The 16,926-nt window shown below is 64.8% G+C and carries 18 protein-coding genes; 5 read left to right on the top strand and 13 right to left on the bottom strand.

All coding sequences use genetic code 11. The features are described from left to right. Nucleotides 1–23: 23 nt before the first annotated feature. The 9 genes from atpA to IT472_RS06675 form a co-directional block, all read right to left on the bottom strand. The gene (gene atpA / locus IT472_RS06715; protein WP_297180217.1) at nucleotides 24–1,574 is read right to left on the bottom strand and encodes a F0F1 ATP synthase subunit alpha; all 1,551 of its coding nucleotides are present in this window, start codon (nucleotides 1,572–1,574) and stop codon (nucleotides 24–26) included. Between the two features lie 83 nt (nucleotides 1,575–1,657). Beyond that, nucleotides 1,658–2,182, bottom strand: a complete 525-nt coding sequence (locus IT472_RS06710) for a F0F1 ATP synthase subunit delta (protein ID WP_297180215.1) — start codon at nucleotides 2,180–2,182, stop codon at nucleotides 1,658–1,660. 10 nt (nucleotides 2,183–2,192) lie between these two features. Beyond that, a complete protein-coding gene (locus IT472_RS06705) occupies nucleotides 2,193–2,663 on the bottom strand; it encodes a F0F1 ATP synthase subunit B (RefSeq protein WP_297180213.1) in 471 nt (156 codons plus the stop codon). Between the two features lie 73 nt (nucleotides 2,664–2,736). Beyond that, a complete protein-coding gene (atpE, locus tag IT472_RS06700) occupies nucleotides 2,737–3,012 on the bottom strand; it encodes a F0F1 ATP synthase subunit C (protein ID WP_297180211.1) in 276 nt (91 codons plus the stop codon). Between the two features lie 61 nt (nucleotides 3,013–3,073). Next, nucleotides 3,074–3,940, bottom strand: a complete 867-nt coding sequence (gene atpB / locus IT472_RS06695) for a F0F1 ATP synthase subunit A (protein WP_343231815.1) — start codon at nucleotides 3,938–3,940, stop codon at nucleotides 3,074–3,076. Beyond that, a complete protein-coding gene (locus IT472_RS06690; protein WP_297180208.1) occupies nucleotides 3,937–4,344 on the bottom strand; it encodes a hypothetical protein in 408 nt (135 codons plus the stop codon). The genes atpB and IT472_RS06690 overlap by 4 nt, the downstream gene beginning before the upstream one ends. Nucleotides 4,345–4,729: 385 nt before the next feature. After that, nucleotides 4,730–6,538 carry a dihydrolipoyl dehydrogenase gene (lpdA, locus tag IT472_RS06685; protein ID WP_297180205.1) on the bottom strand — a complete coding sequence of 603 codons (1,809 nt, stop codon included), beginning with the start codon at nucleotides 6,536–6,538 and terminating at the stop codon, nucleotides 4,730–4,732. An 11-nt stretch (nucleotides 6,539–6,549) separates the two neighbouring features. Beyond that, complete coding sequence (locus IT472_RS06680; protein WP_297180202.1) at nucleotides 6,550–7,935, bottom strand: dihydrolipoyllysine-residue acetyltransferase; 1,386 nt, start codon at nucleotides 7,933–7,935, stop codon at nucleotides 6,550–6,552. 173 nt (nucleotides 7,936–8,108) lie between these two features. Further along, the gene (locus IT472_RS06675) at nucleotides 8,109–9,014 is read right to left on the bottom strand and encodes a DMT family transporter (RefSeq protein WP_343231814.1); all 906 of its coding nucleotides are present in this window, start codon (nucleotides 9,012–9,014) and stop codon (nucleotides 8,109–8,111) included. Nucleotides 9,015–9,171: 157 nt separating this feature from the next. Between IT472_RS06675 and IT472_RS06670 the strand changes: the two genes are divergently transcribed. Next, nucleotides 9,172–10,974: an endonuclease gene (locus tag IT472_RS06670; RefSeq protein WP_297180199.1), complete on the top strand. Its 1,803-nt coding sequence runs from the start codon at nucleotides 9,172–9,174 to the stop codon at nucleotides 10,972–10,974. Nucleotides 10,975–11,095: 121 nt separating this feature from the next. Next, complete coding sequence (locus IT472_RS06665) at nucleotides 11,096–11,578, top strand: YajQ family cyclic di-GMP-binding protein (RefSeq protein WP_297180196.1); 483 nt, start codon at nucleotides 11,096–11,098, stop codon at nucleotides 11,576–11,578. On the opposite strand, the gene IT472_RS06660 is transcribed toward IT472_RS06665, so the two are convergent. Both IT472_RS06660 and IT472_RS06655 read right to left on the bottom strand, forming a co-directional pair. Then, nucleotides 11,575–12,288: a 16S rRNA pseudouridine(516) synthase gene (locus tag IT472_RS06660; protein WP_297180194.1), complete on the bottom strand. Its 714-nt coding sequence runs from the start codon at nucleotides 12,286–12,288 to the stop codon at nucleotides 11,575–11,577. The two genes, IT472_RS06665 and IT472_RS06660, sit on opposite strands and share 4 nt — an antisense overlap. Further along, on the bottom strand, nucleotides 12,285–13,340 hold the full coding sequence (locus IT472_RS06655) for a class I SAM-dependent methyltransferase (RefSeq protein ID WP_297180191.1): 1,056 nt from the start codon (nucleotides 13,338–13,340) through the stop codon (nucleotides 12,285–12,287). Before IT472_RS06655 ends, IT472_RS06660 begins: the two co-directional genes overlap by 4 nt. Nucleotides 13,341–13,486: 146 nt before the next feature. Between IT472_RS06655 and IT472_RS06650 the strand changes: the two genes are divergently transcribed. Together IT472_RS06650 and IT472_RS06645 are read left to right on the top strand one after the other, a co-directional pair. After that, nucleotides 13,487–13,765, top strand: a complete 279-nt coding sequence (locus tag IT472_RS06650) for a DUF3297 family protein (protein ID WP_297180188.1) — start codon at nucleotides 13,487–13,489, stop codon at nucleotides 13,763–13,765. A 71-nt stretch (nucleotides 13,766–13,836) separates the two neighbouring features. Then, a complete protein-coding gene (locus IT472_RS06645) occupies nucleotides 13,837–14,397 on the top strand; it encodes a DUF3016 domain-containing protein (RefSeq protein ID WP_297180184.1) in 561 nt (186 codons plus the stop codon). A gap of 57 nt (nucleotides 14,398–14,454) precedes the next feature. Here the strand turns inward: IT472_RS06645 and IT472_RS06640 are convergent, their stop codons facing one another. Both IT472_RS06640 and IT472_RS06635 read right to left on the bottom strand, forming a co-directional pair. Next, complete coding sequence (locus IT472_RS06640; protein ID WP_297180181.1) at nucleotides 14,455–15,564, bottom strand: diguanylate cyclase; 1,110 nt, start codon at nucleotides 15,562–15,564, stop codon at nucleotides 14,455–14,457. A gap of 74 nt (nucleotides 15,565–15,638) precedes the next feature. After that, nucleotides 15,639–16,652, bottom strand: coding sequence for a diguanylate cyclase (locus tag IT472_RS06635; RefSeq protein ID WP_297180177.1), 1,014 nt, complete (start codon nucleotides 16,650–16,652; stop codon nucleotides 15,639–15,641). 85 nt (nucleotides 16,653–16,737) lie between these two features. On the opposite strand from IT472_RS06635, the gene IT472_RS06630 reads away from it, so the two are divergent. Continuing rightward, a partial coding sequence (locus tag IT472_RS06630) for a hypothetical protein (RefSeq protein ID WP_297180174.1) occupies nucleotides 16,738–16,926 on the top strand: 189 nt, incomplete at its 3' end.

Here is a 16,926-nt window from a genome sequence, read left to right as displayed (position 1 = left end):
TTCCGCGGGAGTGACGAAAGCTGCTACCAGCTACCGGTTGCCTTGTACTCTTCGATGCCCTTCTTGAACGCCGCCTCGATGTCGTCGTTCCAGTTGCCGCTGCTGGCCACGTCATTCATCAGGCTGCCTGCGGTATTGGCGAAGTGGGCCTGCAGGCCGGCTTCGAACGCGAGGATCTTGGCCACCGGCACATCGTCCATGTAGCCCTTGTCCACGGCATAGATCGACAGCGCCTGCTGCGCCACCGACATCGGCGCGTACTGCTTCTGCTTCATCAGCTCGGTCACGCGCTGGCCGCGCTCCAGCTGCTTGCGGGTGGCATCGTCGAGGTCGGAGGCGAACTGCGCGAACGCCGCCAGCTCGCGGTACTGCGCCAGCGCAATACGAATGCCGCCGGACAGCTTCTTCATGATCTTGGTCTGCGCCGCACCACCCACGCGCGACACCGAGATACCGGCGTTCACGGCGGGACGAATACCGGCGTTGAACAGGTCGGTCTCGAGGAAGATCTGGCCGTCGGTAATGGAAATGACGTTCGTCGGCACGAACGCCGAGACGTCGCCGGCCTGCGTTTCGATGATCGGCAGCGCGGTCAGCGAGCCGGTCTTGCCCGTGACGGCGCCATTGGTGAACTTCTCGACATAGTCCTCGGACACGCGCGCGGCGCGCTCCAGCAGGCGGCTGTGCAGATAGAACACGTCACCCGGATAGGCTTCGCGGCCCGGCGGGCGGCGCAGCAGCAGCGAGATCTGGCGGTAGGCCACGGCCTGCTTGGACAGGTCGTCGTAGATGATCAGCGCGTCTTCGCCGCGGTCGCGGAAGTACTCGCCCATCGCGCAACCGGAGTAGGCGCTGAGGTACTGCATCGCCGCCGATTCGGACGCCGAAGCGGCGACCACGGTGGTGTATTCCATCGCGCCGTACTGCTCGAGCTTGCGCACGATGTTGGCAATCGTCGAGTTCTTCTGGCCGATCGCCACGTAGATGCAGCGGATGCCTGAACCCTTCTGGTTGATGATCGCGTCCACTGCCAGCGCGGTCTTGCCGGTCTGGCGGTCGCCGATGATCAGCTCGCGCTGGCCACGGCCGATCGGGATCATGCTGTCGACCGACTTGTAGCCGGTCTGCACCGGCTGCGACACCGACTTGCGCCAGATCACGCCCGGCGCGATGGTTTCCACCGGCGAGCTGGTCTTGGCGTCGATCGGGCCCTTGCCGTCGATGGCTTCACCCAGCGCATTGACCACGCGACCCAGCAGTTCCGGGCCGGTCGGCACCGACAGGATCTGCCCGGTGGTCTTGGCGGTGGCGCCTTCGCGCAAGTGTTCGTAGTCGCCGAGCACCACGGCGCCCACCGAATCGCGCTCCAGGTTCAGCGCCAGCGCGAAGGTGTTGCCGGGCAGCTCGATCATTTCGCCCTGCATCACGTCGGCGAGGCCGTGGATGCGCACGATGCCGTCGGACACCGAGGTCACGGTGCCTTCGTTGCGCGCTTCGGCGGCGAGCTTGACCTTCTCGATGCGGGCCTTGATCAGTTCGCTGATTTCGGACGGGTTGAGCGTGGTGGTGGCCATCTTGGTTTCCTGTAGGGCGGGTCTCGACCCGCCGTCATTTCAATTCGATGCAGACGCGGCGGGCCGGGGCCCGCCAAACAAACTCAATTCGCCAATGCCGCTTGCAGCCGTTCCAGCTTGCCGCGCAGTGAACCGTCGATCACGACATCACCCGCGTCGATCAGCACGCCGCCGATCAAGCCAGGATCAACGGCGGTGTCGACCTCGACCTCGCGACCGAAACGACGGCGCAGAGCCGCCTTGAGGGTCTCGATTTCGGATGCAGGCAAGGCTTCGGCCGCGGTGATCGTGGCCTTGACGATATGTTCCGCCTCGAAGCGGAGGGCATCGTACAGACCGGTGATCTCCGGCAGCAGCGGCAGGCGGTGGTTGTCGAACAACAACCGCAGGAAGCCGTCGAAGTCCTGCGCCGCCGCGTCGGGCGACAACAGGGTCACGGCGGCCTCCGCGGTCAGCCTCGGGTCTCCCAGCAGCGCGGCGACTTGCGGGTCGGCCGCGATGCGTGCGGCGAACGCCAGCGCATCGGACCATGCCGACAGCGCGGACTGTTCGCTCGCCACCGCGAAGGCGGCGCGGGCGTAGGGACGGGCGAGGGTGGCCTGGGTCATGGGCGGGTCCTCAGAGCTGGGTGGCCAGCTCGTCGATCAGCGCACGATGGTCGGCAGCGTTGATCTCGCGACGAAGCAGCTTCTCGGCGCCGGACACGGCCAGCGCCGACACCTGCTTGCGCAGGTCTTCGCGGGCACGGTTCGCGGTCGCTTCGATCTCGGCCTCGGCCTGCGCCTTCTGGCGGTTGCCTTCGGCGATGGCTTCGAGCTTGGCGGCTTCGATCAACTGGCCGGCGCGCGCGTTGGCCTGTTCGATGATCTCGTTGGCCTTGACGCGGGCGGCCTTGAGCTCTTCACCGGCCTTGTCCTGTGCCTGCGCCAGATCCTTGCGCGCGTTGTCTGCCGCAGCCAGGCCTTCGGCGATCTTCTGCTGGCGTTCTTCCATCGCCGCGATGATCGGCGGCCAGATGAACTTCATCACCAGCAAGGTGACCGCGAAGAACGCGAGACCCTGAATGACGAGGGTGAGGTTGGGTAGCATGGGTTGCTCCTGCTTCCGGCGGCACCATGCCGCCGGGAATTGCCTAAACCGAATCGTGACGCCTGGCGGCGGATCAGACGGCCAGCTTGTCCAGCAGCGGGTTGGCAAACAGCAGCAGCAACGCAATGGCCACGCCGATCATCGGCACGGCGTCGAGCAGGCCGGCGACGATGAACATCTTCACCTGCAGCATCGGGGTCAACTCCGGCTGGCGGGCCGCGCCTTCCAGGAACTTGCCGCCGAGGATGGCGAAGCCAATGGCGGTGCCGAGCGCACCCAAGCCAATCAGCAGGCCAGCGGCGATGACGGTGAACTTGAGAACTTCGGCGACGAGGGTTGCGTGGTCCATGGTGGTGCTCCGGTTGGATCGTTTCGTTGAACGGATGGAAGGAAAAACGCGGTGGTGCGGATCAGTGGCTTTCGGCCGACATGCTCAGGTAGACGATGGTCAACATCATGAAGATGAAGGCTTGCAGCACGATGATCAGGATGTGGAACGTGGTCCATGCAAAGCCGGCGACCAACTGCATCAGACCCATCGGCCAAGTCGCGAAGTGCGCGAGTGACGAATTCAGGGTCATCAGCGCAATCAGGATGAAGATCAATTCGCCGGCATACATGTTGCCGAACAGTCGCAGCGACAGGCTGAGCGGGCGCACGCCCTCCTCGATCACACGCAGCAGCATGTTGACCGGCGCAAGCCACGGACCGAACGGCGCGGTGAAGATTTCCTTGGTGAACCCGCCGACACCCTTGTGACCGATACCGAACACTTGGATCAGCAGGAACACCGACAGCGACAGGCCGAAGGTGGTGTTGAGGTCGGCAGTGGGCACCACGCGCAAGTAGGCGTGAGCGGGATCGTGGCCGGCGATCTCATGGCCGCTGGCCCAGGCCCAGGGCAGGAAATCGACCGGCACCATGTCCATGAAGTTCATCAGGAACACGAGGCAGAAAATCGTGATCGACAGCGGCGCGATCAACTTGCTGCGCCCGTGGAAGGTTTCCTTCACCAGCCCGTCGACGAATTCGACGATGGTCTCGACGAAGGCCTGGAACTTGCCCGGCACGCCGGAGGTGACCTTGCGCGCCGCCAGCCAGAACGAGAGGAAGAACAGCGCCGACAGCACGAAGGTGAAGATCAGCGTGTCCACGTTCAAGGTCATGAACGCGCTATCGCCCACCTTGACCTGCCAGAAGTGCAGGTGGTGATTGATGTATTCGGTCGGGCCGCCGCCCGCAGGTTCCATCACGCTGAAGATTCCGGTCGCGTTCAACACAGCCGCCTCGTGCCCTTGTCCTGCAATCGTCCGTTCCACAAGCCCAGTGCCAGCAGGTACGCCAACGCCGTGACCAGCAGCCCCGCCAACACCGGCAACGCGGGCAATTTCAACACCGCCAGCGCCACCGCCAGTACCGCACTGACCAACAACCACTTGCCGAAGGTGCCCAGCACCAGTCGGGCAAAGGCCGCACGCGCAGGCAGGAATCCACCGCGCAGCGCCACCAGGATCGCCGCCAGATTCCCGGCCTGCATGGCCACGGCCCCCGCGATGACCGCCCCACCAAACCTCGGCCCCACGAGCACCAACACCACGAGCGCCACGATCGTCGCTGCAATGCTGGAGACAGCGACCGCGCGCATCGCGCCGCGTCGCCCGATGGCGATGGGATCGTGCACGCGTCTGTCCGTCTCGTTAGCCGCCGCCCAGGGAGGGCCTGGCGCAGGCCGCCTGAAAAACCGGTCACCTAGCCCGAGAATTGTAACAGGTGAATGCGCGCAACGGCAACCGCCGAGCGACGCCCTTGCAGGATCGCGAAACACGCCACATGCGCGCAGTGGATCGCCGAAATTTTCCTGAAAACGCAGCAATTGACGCAAGAAGAGCACCAGTTCGCTGGAGTTTGTCGGCCAAATGCGCCCGGCATCCTTGGAAACATGCCCAAATGACTCGTACGGAACCTTTTCCCGCCCACGCGGTCAGACCTGCTGGTTGCCCGCCTTCCTCGTCACTCCGCGGCGGCTTCCCAGCCCCGGCCCTCATCACGCCGGGGCTTTTTCGTGGTCAACGCTTCTTCGGGATATACAGATCGGTGATCGAGCCGTCATAGACCTCGGCCGCCATCCCCACCGATTCGCCCAGGGTCGGGTGCGGGTGGATGGTGCTGCCGATGTCATGGACTTCGCAGCCCATTTCAATCGCCAGCGCGACCTCCGAAATCAGCTCGCCGGCATGCACACCGACAATCCCGCCACCAATGACGCGATGACTGTCTTCATCGAAAATCAACTTGGTGAAGCCTTCGGTCCGCGCCAACCCAATGGCACGCCCTGACGCCGCCCACGGGAACTTGCCGACGCCCACCTTCAAGCCCTTGGCCTTGGCCTCGGTTTCCGTCACGCCGACCCAGGCGATTTCCGGGTCGGTATAGGCCACCGACGGGATCACGCGCGCCACCCATCCCTTCTTCGCGCCGGCCGCCACTTCCGCCGCCAGCTTGCCTTCGTGGGTGGCCTTGTGTGCCAGCATCGGTTGGCCGACCAGATCACCAATCGCGAAGATGTGCGGCACATTGGTGCGCATCTGCGCGTCCACCGGGATCAGCCCGCGCTCAGTGACAGCAACGCCGGCCTTGTCCGCATCCAGCTTGCCGCCATTGGCGCTACGCCCCACCGAGACCAGCACGCGGTCATACAGCTTGCCTTCGGGGATGGATTCGCCTTCGAAGCTGACCGCGATCCCGTTCTTCTGCGCCTTGGCATCCACCACCTTGGTCTTCAGATGCACGGCCACGCCCTGCTTCTTCAGACGATCCGCCAGTGGCTTGACCAAGTCGGCGTCCGCACCCGGCATCAGCTGCGGCATGAACTCGACCACGGTCACCTCGGCGCCCAGTGCGCGGTACACCGTGGCCATTTCCAGCCCGATGATGCCGCCGCCGACCACCAGCAGCTTCTTCGGTACCTCGGCCAGATTCAGCGCATCGGTGGAATCCATGATGCGCGGGTCATCCCACGGGAACGCCGGCAGCTTCACCGGCTGGCTGCCCGCCGCGATGATGCAGTGGGCGAAACGCAGCAGCTGCACCTTGCCGTCGGCCGCGGTGATTTCCAGCTCGTTGGCCGAAACGAATTTCGCCACGCCCTGCACCGTGCGCACCTTGCGCTGCTTGGCCATCCCGGCCAGGCCCTTGGTGAGCTGACCAACCACGTTGTCCTTGTAGCCGCGCAATTTATCGATACTGATCGTGGGCTTGCCGAAATCCACGCCATAGTCACTGGCGTGACTGGCCTGCTCGATCACATCGGCGGCATGCAACAGCGCCTTGGACGGGATGCAGCCGACGTTGAGGCAGACACCACCGAGGGTGGCGTAGCGCTCGACGAGCACGGTATCGAGGCCGAGATCCGCGCTACGGAACGCAGCGGTATAGCCGCCAGGACCGGCGCCGATCACCACCATGCCGCATTCGATATCGGCTGCACGCCCCGAGGAGGCGGCAGCCTGTGGTGAGGCTTTTACCTCTCCCAGCGGGAGAGGTCGCTGCGCAGCAGCGGGTGAGGGCTGGACAGGCATTGCAGGCTGAGCGCTGGTCGTACCCTCACCCCCGGCCCCTCTCCCGGGGGGAGAGGGGAGCACAGCATCAATCACCGCGATCACCGCGCCTTCCGACACGCTATCGCCCAGCCTCACCTTCAGCGCCTTGATCACGCCGTCGGCGGCCGCCGGCACTTCCATCGTCGCCTTGTCCGATTCCAGCGTCACCAAGCCCTGATCTTTCTTCACCGTATCGCCGACCGCAACCAGCAACTCGATCACCGGCACGTCGCCGTGACCACCGATATCCGGCACCTTGCTTTCGATCTCTGCCATGCGCCTTCTCCTTACAGCATGGCCCGACGCAGGTCGGCCAGCAGTTGTCCCAGATAGGTGGTGAAGCGCGCCGCCGCAGCGCCATCAATCACGCGATGGTCATACGACAGCGACAGCGGCAGCATGAGCCTGGGCTGGAACGCCTTGCCATCCCATACCGGCTTGATCTCGGACTTGGACACGCCAAGGATCGCCACTTCCGGCGCATTGATGATCGGGGTGAACTTGGTGCCACCGATCCCGCCCAGCGAGGAGATGGTGAAGCAGCCGCCCTGCATCTGCTCGGGCTTCAGCTTGCCATCACGCGCCAGCGCGGCCAGCTCGCTCATTTCAATGGCGATCTGCGCCACGCCCTTGCGGTCGGCATCGCGCAACACCGGCACCACCAGGCCGTTCGGCGTGTCGGCGGCAAAACCAATGTGGAAGTACTGCTTCAACACCAGATTGTCGCCATCCAGCGAGGCGTTGAAGGTCGGGAATTTCTGCAGCGCAACCACGCAGACCTTGATCAGGAAGGCGAGCATGGTCAGCTTGCCGGTCTTGCCGGCGGCGATCGCCTTGGCGTTTTCGGCATTGAAGGCCACGCGCAGCTCTTCCAGCGCGGTGATATCGGCTTCGTCGAACTGGGTGACGTGCGGGATCATCGCCCAGTTGCGCGCGAGGTTCGCGCCGGAAATCTTCTGGATCCGCGACAGCGGCTTGCTGTCCACCGCGCCGAACTTGGCAAAATCCACCTTCGGCCAGGGCAGCAGGTTCAGCCCATTGCCAGCACCGGTTGCCGCCGGCGCCGAGACCCCGCCGGCAAGCGCCGTTTTGACGAAATTCTGCACATCGAGCTTGCTGATGCGGCCGCCGCGCTCGCTGCCGGTCACCTGCAACAAATCCACACCCAGCTCACGTGCGAACAAGCGCACCGCAGGGCTGGCATACGGCACCTTGGCCGGCAGCACCGCATCGGCCTCGAAACGCATCGGCGGGATGCCGGGCTGGCCCGGTTCGGCCACCGGCGCACGCGCCGGCACGGGTGCGCCGCTTTCGATCATCGCAGGCGCCACAGGCGCAGGTGCCGCTGCTGCAGGCGCGGGCGCGGCGGGAACCGATGGCGCGGTTGCGGGTGCGGGCGCAGTTTCCGCGGCTGCGGGCACCGAGGCGCCGTCGCTTGCCTCGATGATCGCCACCAGCCCGCCTTCTGAGACGGCATCGCCGAGTTTGACCTTGAGTTCCTTGATCACACCGGCGAACGGCGACGGCACTTCCATCGTCGCCTTGTCGGATTCGAGGGTCACCAGGCCCTGATCCTTGCTGACGACATCGCCGGGTTTGACCAGCAATTCGATCACCGGCACATCACCATGACCGCCGATATCGGGGACGCGCGCTTCCTTCAGCTCGGCCATGGCCGCAACTCCGCGAGGGTGGAAACCGTCACTAGAGCACATCCCGGCGCGCGCCACAAATCGCGGCGAAGCAATTTCACTATTTAATCCGGGTATTAAAATATTTTGCGCGATTTTTCGAACACTACCCCGCTTCAATCCAACGAAGCCCCCCGTTCTATCCCCGGTAAAAATCAGGGATGTTCGGCCGCCAGATGGATCCGCTCACGGTGCAACAGGTACAAGCCGCTGGCGATGATGACGCCCGCGCCCAGCCACGTCACCGCATCGGGCAACACGCCCCACAAGGCCAGGTCGAGTGCGACGCCCCAGACCAAGGCGGAATACTCCAAGGGCGCGATCAATGAGGCTTCGCCCAGGCGGAATGCTTCGGTGATGGCATATTGGCCGAGCGTCCCGACCACGCCGACCGCGGCCACGATCCACAGGTCATCCGCCCGCAGCGGCACCCAATCCGGCACCGCCAGTGCGCCGGCGCCCAGCGCCATCAGGAACAACAACCACACCACCATCGCCTGATTGGTATCGGTGCGGACGAGCACACGCACCGTGATCGCCGATACCGCATACGCCGCCGCTGCCAGCAAGACCGCAAGGCCGGGCATGGACACCATCCCGGCGCCACTCGGCCGCAGCACGATCAGCACACCGATCAGGCCAACACCAATCGCGCTCCAGCGCCGAGGGCCAACCTGCTCGCCAAGGAACGGCACCGACAGCGCGGTGATCAGCAGCGGTGCCACGAAGAAGATCGAATACGCGGTGGACAGCGGCAGGCGTTTCAGCGCGTAGACAAAGCTGGCCATCATCGCGATGCCCAGCGCCCCGCGCAGCAGGTGCAGGCTCCAGCGCACGCGCAGCAGCGGCCGCCAACCGACGGTCCACAAGGCCCAGGCCAGCACCAAGGGCAACGAGGACAGGCCGCGCAGCGCCGCCACCTGGAACGGCGGGTAATGCGCGGACAGCAGCTTCAGCCCGGTATCCATCAGCGCGAACATCCCCACGGCCGCCAGCATCAGCCAGATGGCGCGGGTCGGCTGTGATCGAACGGGAACGGGCACGAGATCGGGCGGGGACATGGGATCCAGGATGCGGCAGTGCAACATGCGGTTTTGCAAACTCTGTCACAATTACGGGGCAGTCCGGTCGATCAGGGGATGATCCATTCCCGGCCTGCCCTCTCTCCCCCTCGGCACGATGCCACCCCTTCCAATCAACCCGCCACGAGGTTGCGTCATGCGCTGTGCCTTTTTCACCCTTTCCGCTGCGTTGGGATTGCTTGCTGCCGCCCCAGCGCAGGCCGATGTCTTCATCAATGAACTCCATTACGACAACGTCAACACTGACACTTCCGAAAAGGTCGAAGTGATGGCCCCGGCCGGCACCAGCCTCGCGGGCTGGAGCGTCGTGCTCTACAACGGCACCGACGGCAAGAGCTACGCCACCTTGCCGCTGTCCGGCACCGTCGCCAACCAGTGCAATGGTTACGGCACCATCACCGTGGCAGCGACCGGCATCCAGAACGGCGCGCCTGACGGCGTCGCCCTGGTCAATGCCAGCGGCACCCTGGTCCAGTTCCTGAGTTACGAAGGCACATTCACCGCAACCAATGGCCCGGCCAGCGGACACGCCAGCACCGCGATCCCGCAATCCGAAACATCCTCCACCGCCTCCGGCACCTCGCTGCAGTTGGCAGGCAGCGGCAGCCATTACGCCGACTTCACCTGGCAGGCCTCCCGCGCCAGTTCGTTCGGCGCCTGCAACACCGGACAGACGCCCAGTGGCGGAGGCAGCGGTGGTGGCGGTGGTGGCGGCGGCACTGTCCTGCAGAACGGCGTTGCCGTCACCGGCCTGTCCGCAGCCACGGGCAAGTCGCTGACCTACACATTGGTTGTGCCGGCCGGCGCCACCAACCTGAAGTTCACCAGCAATGGCGGCAGCGGCGACGCCGACATGTACGTTCGCTTCGGCAGCGCGCCGACCACCACCAGCTACGACTGCCGCCCTTACCTGTCCGGCAACAACGAAAGCTGCACCATCGCGACGGCACAAGCCGGCACGTACTACGTCATGCTGCGCGCCTATGCTGCGTTCTCCGGCACCAGCCTGACCGGCAGCTTCACCGCACCTTCCGGTGGCGGTGGTGGTGGCGGTGGCGGCGGAAGCGGTGGTGGCGGCACGTATTACAACGGCGTCAACACCTCCAGCGCCGCGACGCTGCGGGCCAGCCTCCATGCCATCATCCAAGTGAGCACCAAGATCCCGTACTCGGCGAGCACCACCGATACCTGGGATGTCCTCGACTTCGTCGACGAAGACCCGCTCGATTCCGGCAAGGTCCTCGACATCTACAAGAACACCCCTTACTTGAAGGCGGGTGGCGGCAACAATTTCTACAACCGCGAGCACACCTGGCCGAACTCGCTGGGCTTCTCGGTCGACGGTCCCAGCAATTTCGCCTACACCGACCTGCACATGCTGATGGCCTCCGACATCAGCTACAACAGTGCACGCAGCAACAAGCCGTACGGAAATTGCAACGCCAGTTGCACCGAATATCCGACCGCGGCCCACAATGGCCGTGGCGGCGGCAGTGGCGTGTTCCCGGGCAACTCCAACTGGACCAACAACTCGATCTGGCAGACCTGGAGGGGAATGAAGGGCAACGTGGCGCGGGCCATCTTGTACATGGACATCCGCTATGAAGGCGGCACCAACGCCAGCACCGGCTACGCCGAGCCCGATCTGCGATTGACCGACAACGCCTCGTTGATCGTCAACACCAATGGCAACGCCTCGGTCGCCTACATGGGCCTGCTGTCGGTGCTGCTGCAGTGGAGCCAGGAAGATCCTGTGGACGACTACGAGCGGATGCGCAACGAGGCGGTGCAGACCTTCCAAGGCAACCGCAATCCGTTCATCGACCACCCGGAATGGATTGCCTGCATCTACCAGAATGTCTGCCCGCAAGGGGTCGTCACTGCCCTGCGTGGCGCTCGCGCCGCCGGTACCCTGGCGCCGCGTCGTTCCGGCAGGTAATCGCGCTGCTTGCATCGGGTCCGGCCACGCGCCGGACTCGATGCCGCCGACGGCCAACGCCTGCACGGCGATCGGTGCGCAGGTATCCTGAGCGCCTTCTCAGCCCTTCCTGCGCCGCGCCATGCCTTCGTTCGACATCATTTCCGAAGTGGACACCCACGAGCTCACCAATGCGGTCGACCAAGCCAGCCGCGAGCTGACCACGCGCTTCGACTTCAAGGGCGTCGACGCAAAATTCGTGCGCGAGGACAACGTCATCACCCAATCCGCACCCAGCGATTTCCAGCTGCAGCAGATGACCGACATCCTGCGCGCACGCCTGATCGCACGGAAGATCGACGTGCGCTGCCTGGACTTTGGCGATATCGAAACCAACCTTGCCGGCGCACGCCAGAAAGTGACGGTGAAGCAGGGCATCGAACGCGAACTGGCGAAGAAGATCCAGGCCACGATCAAGGACGCCAAGCTGAAAGTCGATTCGCAGATCAATGGCGACAAGCTGCGGGTGACCGGCAAGAAGCGCGACGACCTGCAGGCGGCGATGGCCTTGCTGCGCGGCAAGGACTTCGAACTGCCCTTGCAGTTCGACAATTTCCGGGATTAGGCCGTCGCGTCCGGCGCGAACAGTCGGGTGCGGGCCGCTTCGTCCAACGCGACCCATTTCCCGGCCGGCAGATCATCCAGCAACAATCCGCCGATCCGTTCACGGTGCAATCCCGCGACGTGGTTGCCGACCGCCGCGAACATCCGTCGCACCTGGTGATAGCGGCCTTCGTGCAGCGTCAGGCGGGCACGACGTGTACCCAGCACCTCCAGCTCGGCCGGCAGCAATGGCGTCTTCTCACCATCGAGCATCAGGGTGCCGCTGGCAAAGATCGCTGCCGCATCGCCGCGCAGGTCATCGGCCAGCGACGCCAGATAGACCTTCGGCAACTTCGACTTCGGCGCGATGATCCGGTGCAACAGCTGGCCATCGTCGGTCAGCAACAGCAGGCCGGAGGTGTCGCGATCGAGGCGACCGACCGTCGACAGCGCCGGATCACGGTGGCGATAACGCGGCGGAAACAGGTCGAACACCACTCGTCCCGGATCCTTGGTCGAACAGGTGAATCCGACCGGCTTGTGCAGCATCAGCAGCAGTCCCGGCGGTGGATCCAGCGGCTCCCCGTCGATGCGGATGCTGTCGTGATCGAGTGGGTCGTCTGCGTAGAGCACCTCGCCATCGGCATCGGTGATCCGGCCCTCGCGGAACATCCACTGCACGTCCTTGCGGCTGCCGTAGCCGAGGCCCGCGATGTGCTTGACCAGCTTCACGCCTTCACCGCGTGCACGATCTTGAAGCCGCCCTGTTGCACCACCGTGAGCACCGAGGCGAATGCACTGCCCAGCGCCTCCTCGTAGGGGAGATGGCGATTGGCCACCAGCCACACGCTGCCACCCGGCTTCAACGCAGCGGACGCCGTCGCGATGAAGGCACGGCCGATATCCGGCCGATCCCCACGCCCAAGTGCATGGAACGGTGGGTTGCAGACGATGGCATCGAACTGACTGTCCACGCCGACGACCACGTCGTGCCAGTGGAAACCCACCGGCACGCGGGCACCTTGAAGATTCATCCGCGCCAGCGAAAGCGCCCGCGCATCGGCCTCGAACACATCCAGCGAAGCCAGCTGCGGACAGCGCGCCAACACCTGCAGCGACAGGTAGCCCCAACCCGCGCCAAGATCCGCGATCCGTCCGCGCAGATCGCCCGGCAGCACCTCCGCCAGCATGCGCGAGGCGGCGTCGACCCGATCCCAGGCGAACACGCCGGGGCGACTGTGGAAGCCGCCGCCGGGCACATCGGTCGCTTCGATCCAGCGCGGTGCATCCAGCCGCGACCAGCGGGCGACCAGTTCCGTATCGAACGGCGCACCCGGCGCCGTCCAGAACACCCGGCTGTGGTACTTGCTGAGCGTGGCCACGCCACCGGCCAAGTGCTTCAGATCGTCCTCGCGTGACTTGGCGCCTTCGTCATTGGCGACCGCGGCAACGACGACTCCGCCCGGAGCAACGGCCCTGCAGGCCTTGGCCAGCAACGCGCGCGCCTCCTCGCGCTGGCGTGGTGGCAGCACCAGCACCAGCTTGAAGCCCGCTTCCGGCAGCGCATCCTCATCGAGCAAGGCGAAGCCGGCACGTTCCAGATGCATGGCTTCCGGGCGAAACGGTTGGGTGCATTCGCCTTCCCGATGACGGAGCGCACGCAGGCCTGTGCCATCCCGCCCGCGCAGGAACAACGCCGCGCCGTCCTGCGGCCAGCGCAGGAGGCCATCCATGAATGGATGCAGCAGTGCATCGAGAGGGTTGTCGCGAGTCGCGGTACGCATGTCGCGCAGTGTAGCGATGCGCACGAATTCACCGCATCCAACTGACTGACCCACGTTCGCCGTACGCGTAACAACCAAAATCGCGTTGCTCGGCGAGATGCCACCCAACAGGTATGCTGTACGGCTCCAAACCATGGCCACGCCCCATGTCCGACGCCACCCACGACACCCCGCCCGACCGCCTGTCCAACGATCCGCGCAGCAAGTTCCACGACGAAGCCCTGCTGGAGCGCGGCATCGGCATCCGCTTCAACGGCAGTGAACGCACCAATGTCGAGGAATATTGCATCAGCGAAGGTTGGATTCGGGTGCAGGCGGGGCGCTCATTGGACCGCCACGGCATGCCGATGACCCTCAAGGTACGCGGCAAGGTCGAGGCCTGGTTCAAGGACACGCCAACGGAAACCGAAACCGCAGCTGACTGAACCTCGCTGCGTTCAGCCAGCAGCGCTTGGACTTGCAGCAGACTGGGGCCAGTCCCGAACGGAGCACGCCGATGTCCCCTCGCCTGGCCTCCCTCTTCTTCGCCTTGGCCCTCGCGACCGGCACGGCAAGTGCAACCGGCGGTGACATGCTGGCGGCAAACGCACCGCGTGCATTGCCGGCGTCCGGACCCGTCAACGTCGCTTGGTCCGATCCGTCACGGTTTGGCGACATCAGGACCAGCAGCAACCGCAGCGCTTCGACGCGCGGTGACTGGCTGGTCCAGCTGGCCAGCTACATGCGCAAGCAGGCGGCCAAGCGCCTGACACCCGGCAACCGCCTCGAATTGACCATCCTCGACATCCAGCGGGCCGGACGCTACGAACCGTGGGCCAGCCCCGCAGGCCAGGATATCCGTGTGATCCGTGAAAACTATCCGCCGATGATGGTCGTTCAATTCCGCGAACTCGATGCCAGTGGCACGGTGGTTGCGGAAGGCGAGCGCAGGATCACCGATCCAGCCTTCCTGCTGCATGCAGGCTCGGTCAACGACAGTGATCCGCTGCGTTACGAAAAGCGCATGATCGACAGCTGGTTGCAAAGGGAATTCCCGGAGAGCGTCTCCGCACGCTAGATTCCTCTGGTTGCGCGGGATTGCGACGGCATCGTTGCAACGTCCACATGCAGTCAGTCAATCGCCGGACGACCCGTGGCACACCCGGTTGCGGCCTTGCTGCTTGGCCGCATACAGGGCGCGGTCTGCCTGTGCGATCAGGTGCTCCGGCTGATCCTTGGCCTTGGGCTGCAACACCGCCACCCCGACGCTGACGGTGACGCAAGCGGCCACCGGTGATGCCGGATGCGGCAATGCCCTCGCCTCGACCACGTGACGCAAGGTTTCCGCGATTTCGATGGCCTCCGGCAGCGTCCGTCGCGGCAGCAGCACTGCCAGCTCCTCGCCGCCGAACCTTGCCGCCATCCCGTCGCCACCGGCCAGGCGCTCGCAGGCGCGCGCCAACTCGCGCAGGCACGCATCGCCATAGATATGACCACGGGAGTCGTTCAGCGCCTTGAAGGCATCGGCATCGACCATCAGCAAGGCCAAGGGTTGGTGCTCGACGGCCATGCGCATCCACTGCCTGCGCAACTCCACGTCGAAATGCCGCCGATTGGCGATCCCGGTCAGGCCATCCCGCATCGACAACGTCTCCAGCTTGCAATTCACCTGCTGGAGTTCCTCCGTCATCCGCGCGAAGTGAATGGCCCCGGCGATCAAATCGGCGACGGCATCGAACACCATGCAGGCCTCGGCATCGAAGAAATCGGCGTGCCGGCTCTCGATGTTCAACACCCCGTGCATGCGCGTCCCGTGACGGATCGGCACCAGGTATTCGCTGTTCACTGCCGCATTGCCCATGATGTAGTCGGGATCGAGGTGGACGTTGTTGACCAGTTGCGGCACGCCGAGGCGCACGCAGCGCCCGGAGATGCCGCGGCTGATCGGCCAGCCATCGGCGATGGGCGAAGCGTCCAGGGTCAATTCCCCCGACTGGACGTAGCGCAGAAAGCGGGTGGGCGGATCGTCCAGCAGGTTGATGCTGGCGATCGGCACTGGCAACTCCGCGACCAGACAATCGCAAATGCCCTTCAGGATCGTGTCCAACTCCGCGCCCTGCAGAGCTTCGCGCGCGATCCGCACCAATACGCGCGTCAGGCTTTCCCGCCACGCAGAGCCTGCCCGTGCATCCGCGAACCGCGGGTCAATTCCCGTCGCTGCCGCGTGCCTGTCCTGACTTCCCATTGTCCACCCCTGCAGTCAGTCTACGCCCGAATCCCGCATCTGCATTGCGCTGGTCAGGGAACGGCGGCGCGTGCTCAAGGCGCGTGGCAAACCCGATTGCGGCCGTCCGCCTTGGCGGCATACAGCGCACGATCCGCCGCCGCCAGCAGTTGCTCGGGTGCATCGGTTGGCATCGGGATCGTGCTGGCCACGCCGACGCTGACGGTGAGGTGTGGCCCGACCGGCGACGCCGGGTGCCGCAACGCCATCGCTTCGACACAGGCACGCAATGCCTCGGCCGCGTGGACCGCCTCCGGTATTGCCAAATCCGGCAGCAGCAGCACCAATTCCTCGCCACCAAAACGTGCCGCCAATCCCGTGCTCCCGGCGTGCTGCTCGCAGACGCGCGCCAACTCGCGCAGACAGTCGTCGCCATACAAATGCCCGCAGGTGTCGTTCAAGGCCTTGAAGGCATCGACATCGACCATCAACAGGGCCAGCGGCCTTCCGGCCTCCGCCAAGCTCGACCACCACTTCGCCAATGCCATGTCGTATTGGCGACGATTGGCGATCCCGGTCAATCCGTCGATCATCGACAGCTGTTCCAGCTTGCCGTTGGCCGCCTGCAACGCGTCCGCCATGCGCGCGAAATGGATCGCCCCGGCCACCAGATCGGCGACCGCATCGAACACTCGGCAGACGTCCGCGTCGAAGAAATCGGCCTGCGTGGACTCAAGATTGAGTACCCCATGCATGCGCTGGCGATGGCAAATCGGGATCAGGTATTCGCTGCGCACATCGGCATTGCCGGCCACGTAGTCCGGATCTTGATCGACATCGGTGATCAACTGGGCAAGGCCAGTGCGCGCGCAACGGCCTGCACAGCCACGCGACACCGGCCACACGCCTTCCGACGGCAATGGCGAGAGGGTGAGCTCGCCCGCATAGACCTCGTGGATGAAATGCGCGCCCGGCTCGTCGAGCAGGATCACGCTGGCGATGGCGACCGGCAGCTCCGCCACCAGGCAGTCGCAGATCCCCTGCATCAAGGCGTCCACGCTGTCGCCCTGCAGCGCTTCGCGGGAAATGCGCACGAGGATGCGGTTCAAGACCCCGCTGCGGGCGATCGCGTCCTGTTCTTCCCATCGGACGGGCGACGCAACCCCGGCCGGATTGTTTGCCGCAGCGTGATCCATGCAGGGCCCTCTGGGTCGCAGTTTACGCCCGCCGAGGCGGGCTTCGTCGATCCACGCGCCCCTTCCGTCGCACGCCACTTCCGCCCTGCACGGGCATGGCTATCCTCACAACCATCTTCCCAGCTTCCACGCCACCATGTTCAGACGCCTGTTCTTCCTGTTCCGCATCACCGCCGTCTGGGGCCTG

Origin of the sequence: Thermomonas sp. (genome assembly GCF_020850895.1) — a bacterium.
Lineage (GTDB): Bacteria > Pseudomonadota > Gammaproteobacteria > Xanthomonadales > Xanthomonadaceae > Thermomonas.
The sequence above is the reverse complement of the archived record's forward strand: the minus strand, read 5'-3'. Positions and strand labels throughout refer to the sequence as shown.

Excerpts from the sequence above, each read along its gene's own strand:
- IT472_RS06665 (WP_297180196.1), top strand. The coding sequence starts at position 11,096 with ATGCCTTCGTTCGACATCATTTCCGAAGTGGACACCCACGAGCTCACC.
- lpdA (WP_297180205.1), bottom strand. The coding sequence starts at position 6,538 with ATGGCAGAGATCGAAAGCAAGGTGCCGGATATCGGTGGTCACGGCGAC.
- IT472_RS06650 (WP_297180188.1), top strand. The coding sequence starts at position 13,487 with ATGTCCGACGCCACCCACGACACCCCGCCCGACCGCCTGTCCAACGAT.
- atpE (WP_297180211.1), bottom strand. The coding sequence starts at position 3,012 with ATGGACCACGCAACCCTCGTCGCCGAAGTTCTCAAGTTCACCGTCATC.
- atpA (WP_297180217.1), bottom strand. The coding sequence starts at position 1,574 with ATGGCCACCACCACGCTCAACCCGTCCGAAATCAGCGAACTGATCAAG.
- IT472_RS06710 (WP_297180215.1), bottom strand. The coding sequence starts at position 2,182 with ATGACCCAGGCCACCCTCGCCCGTCCCTACGCCCGCGCCGCCTTCGCG.
- IT472_RS06640 (WP_297180181.1), bottom strand. The coding sequence starts at position 15,564 with ATGGGAAGTCAGGACAGGCACGCGGCAGCGACGGGAATTGACCCGCGG.
- IT472_RS06680 (WP_297180202.1), bottom strand. The coding sequence starts at position 7,935 with ATGGCCGAGCTGAAGGAAGCGCGCGTCCCCGATATCGGCGGTCATGGT.
- IT472_RS06705 (WP_297180213.1), bottom strand. The coding sequence starts at position 2,663 with ATGCTACCCAACCTCACCCTCGTCATTCAGGGTCTCGCGTTCTTCGCG.
- IT472_RS06645 (WP_297180184.1), top strand. The coding sequence starts at position 13,837 with ATGTCCCCTCGCCTGGCCTCCCTCTTCTTCGCCTTGGCCCTCGCGACC.
- IT472_RS06675 (WP_343231814.1), bottom strand. The coding sequence starts at position 9,014 with ATGTCCCCGCCCGATCTCGTGCCCGTTCCCGTTCGATCACAGCCGACC.
- IT472_RS06670 (WP_297180199.1), top strand. The coding sequence starts at position 9,172 with ATGCGCTGTGCCTTTTTCACCCTTTCCGCTGCGTTGGGATTGCTTGCT.
- IT472_RS06655 (WP_297180191.1), bottom strand. The coding sequence starts at position 13,340 with ATGCGTACCGCGACTCGCGACAACCCTCTCGATGCACTGCTGCATCCA.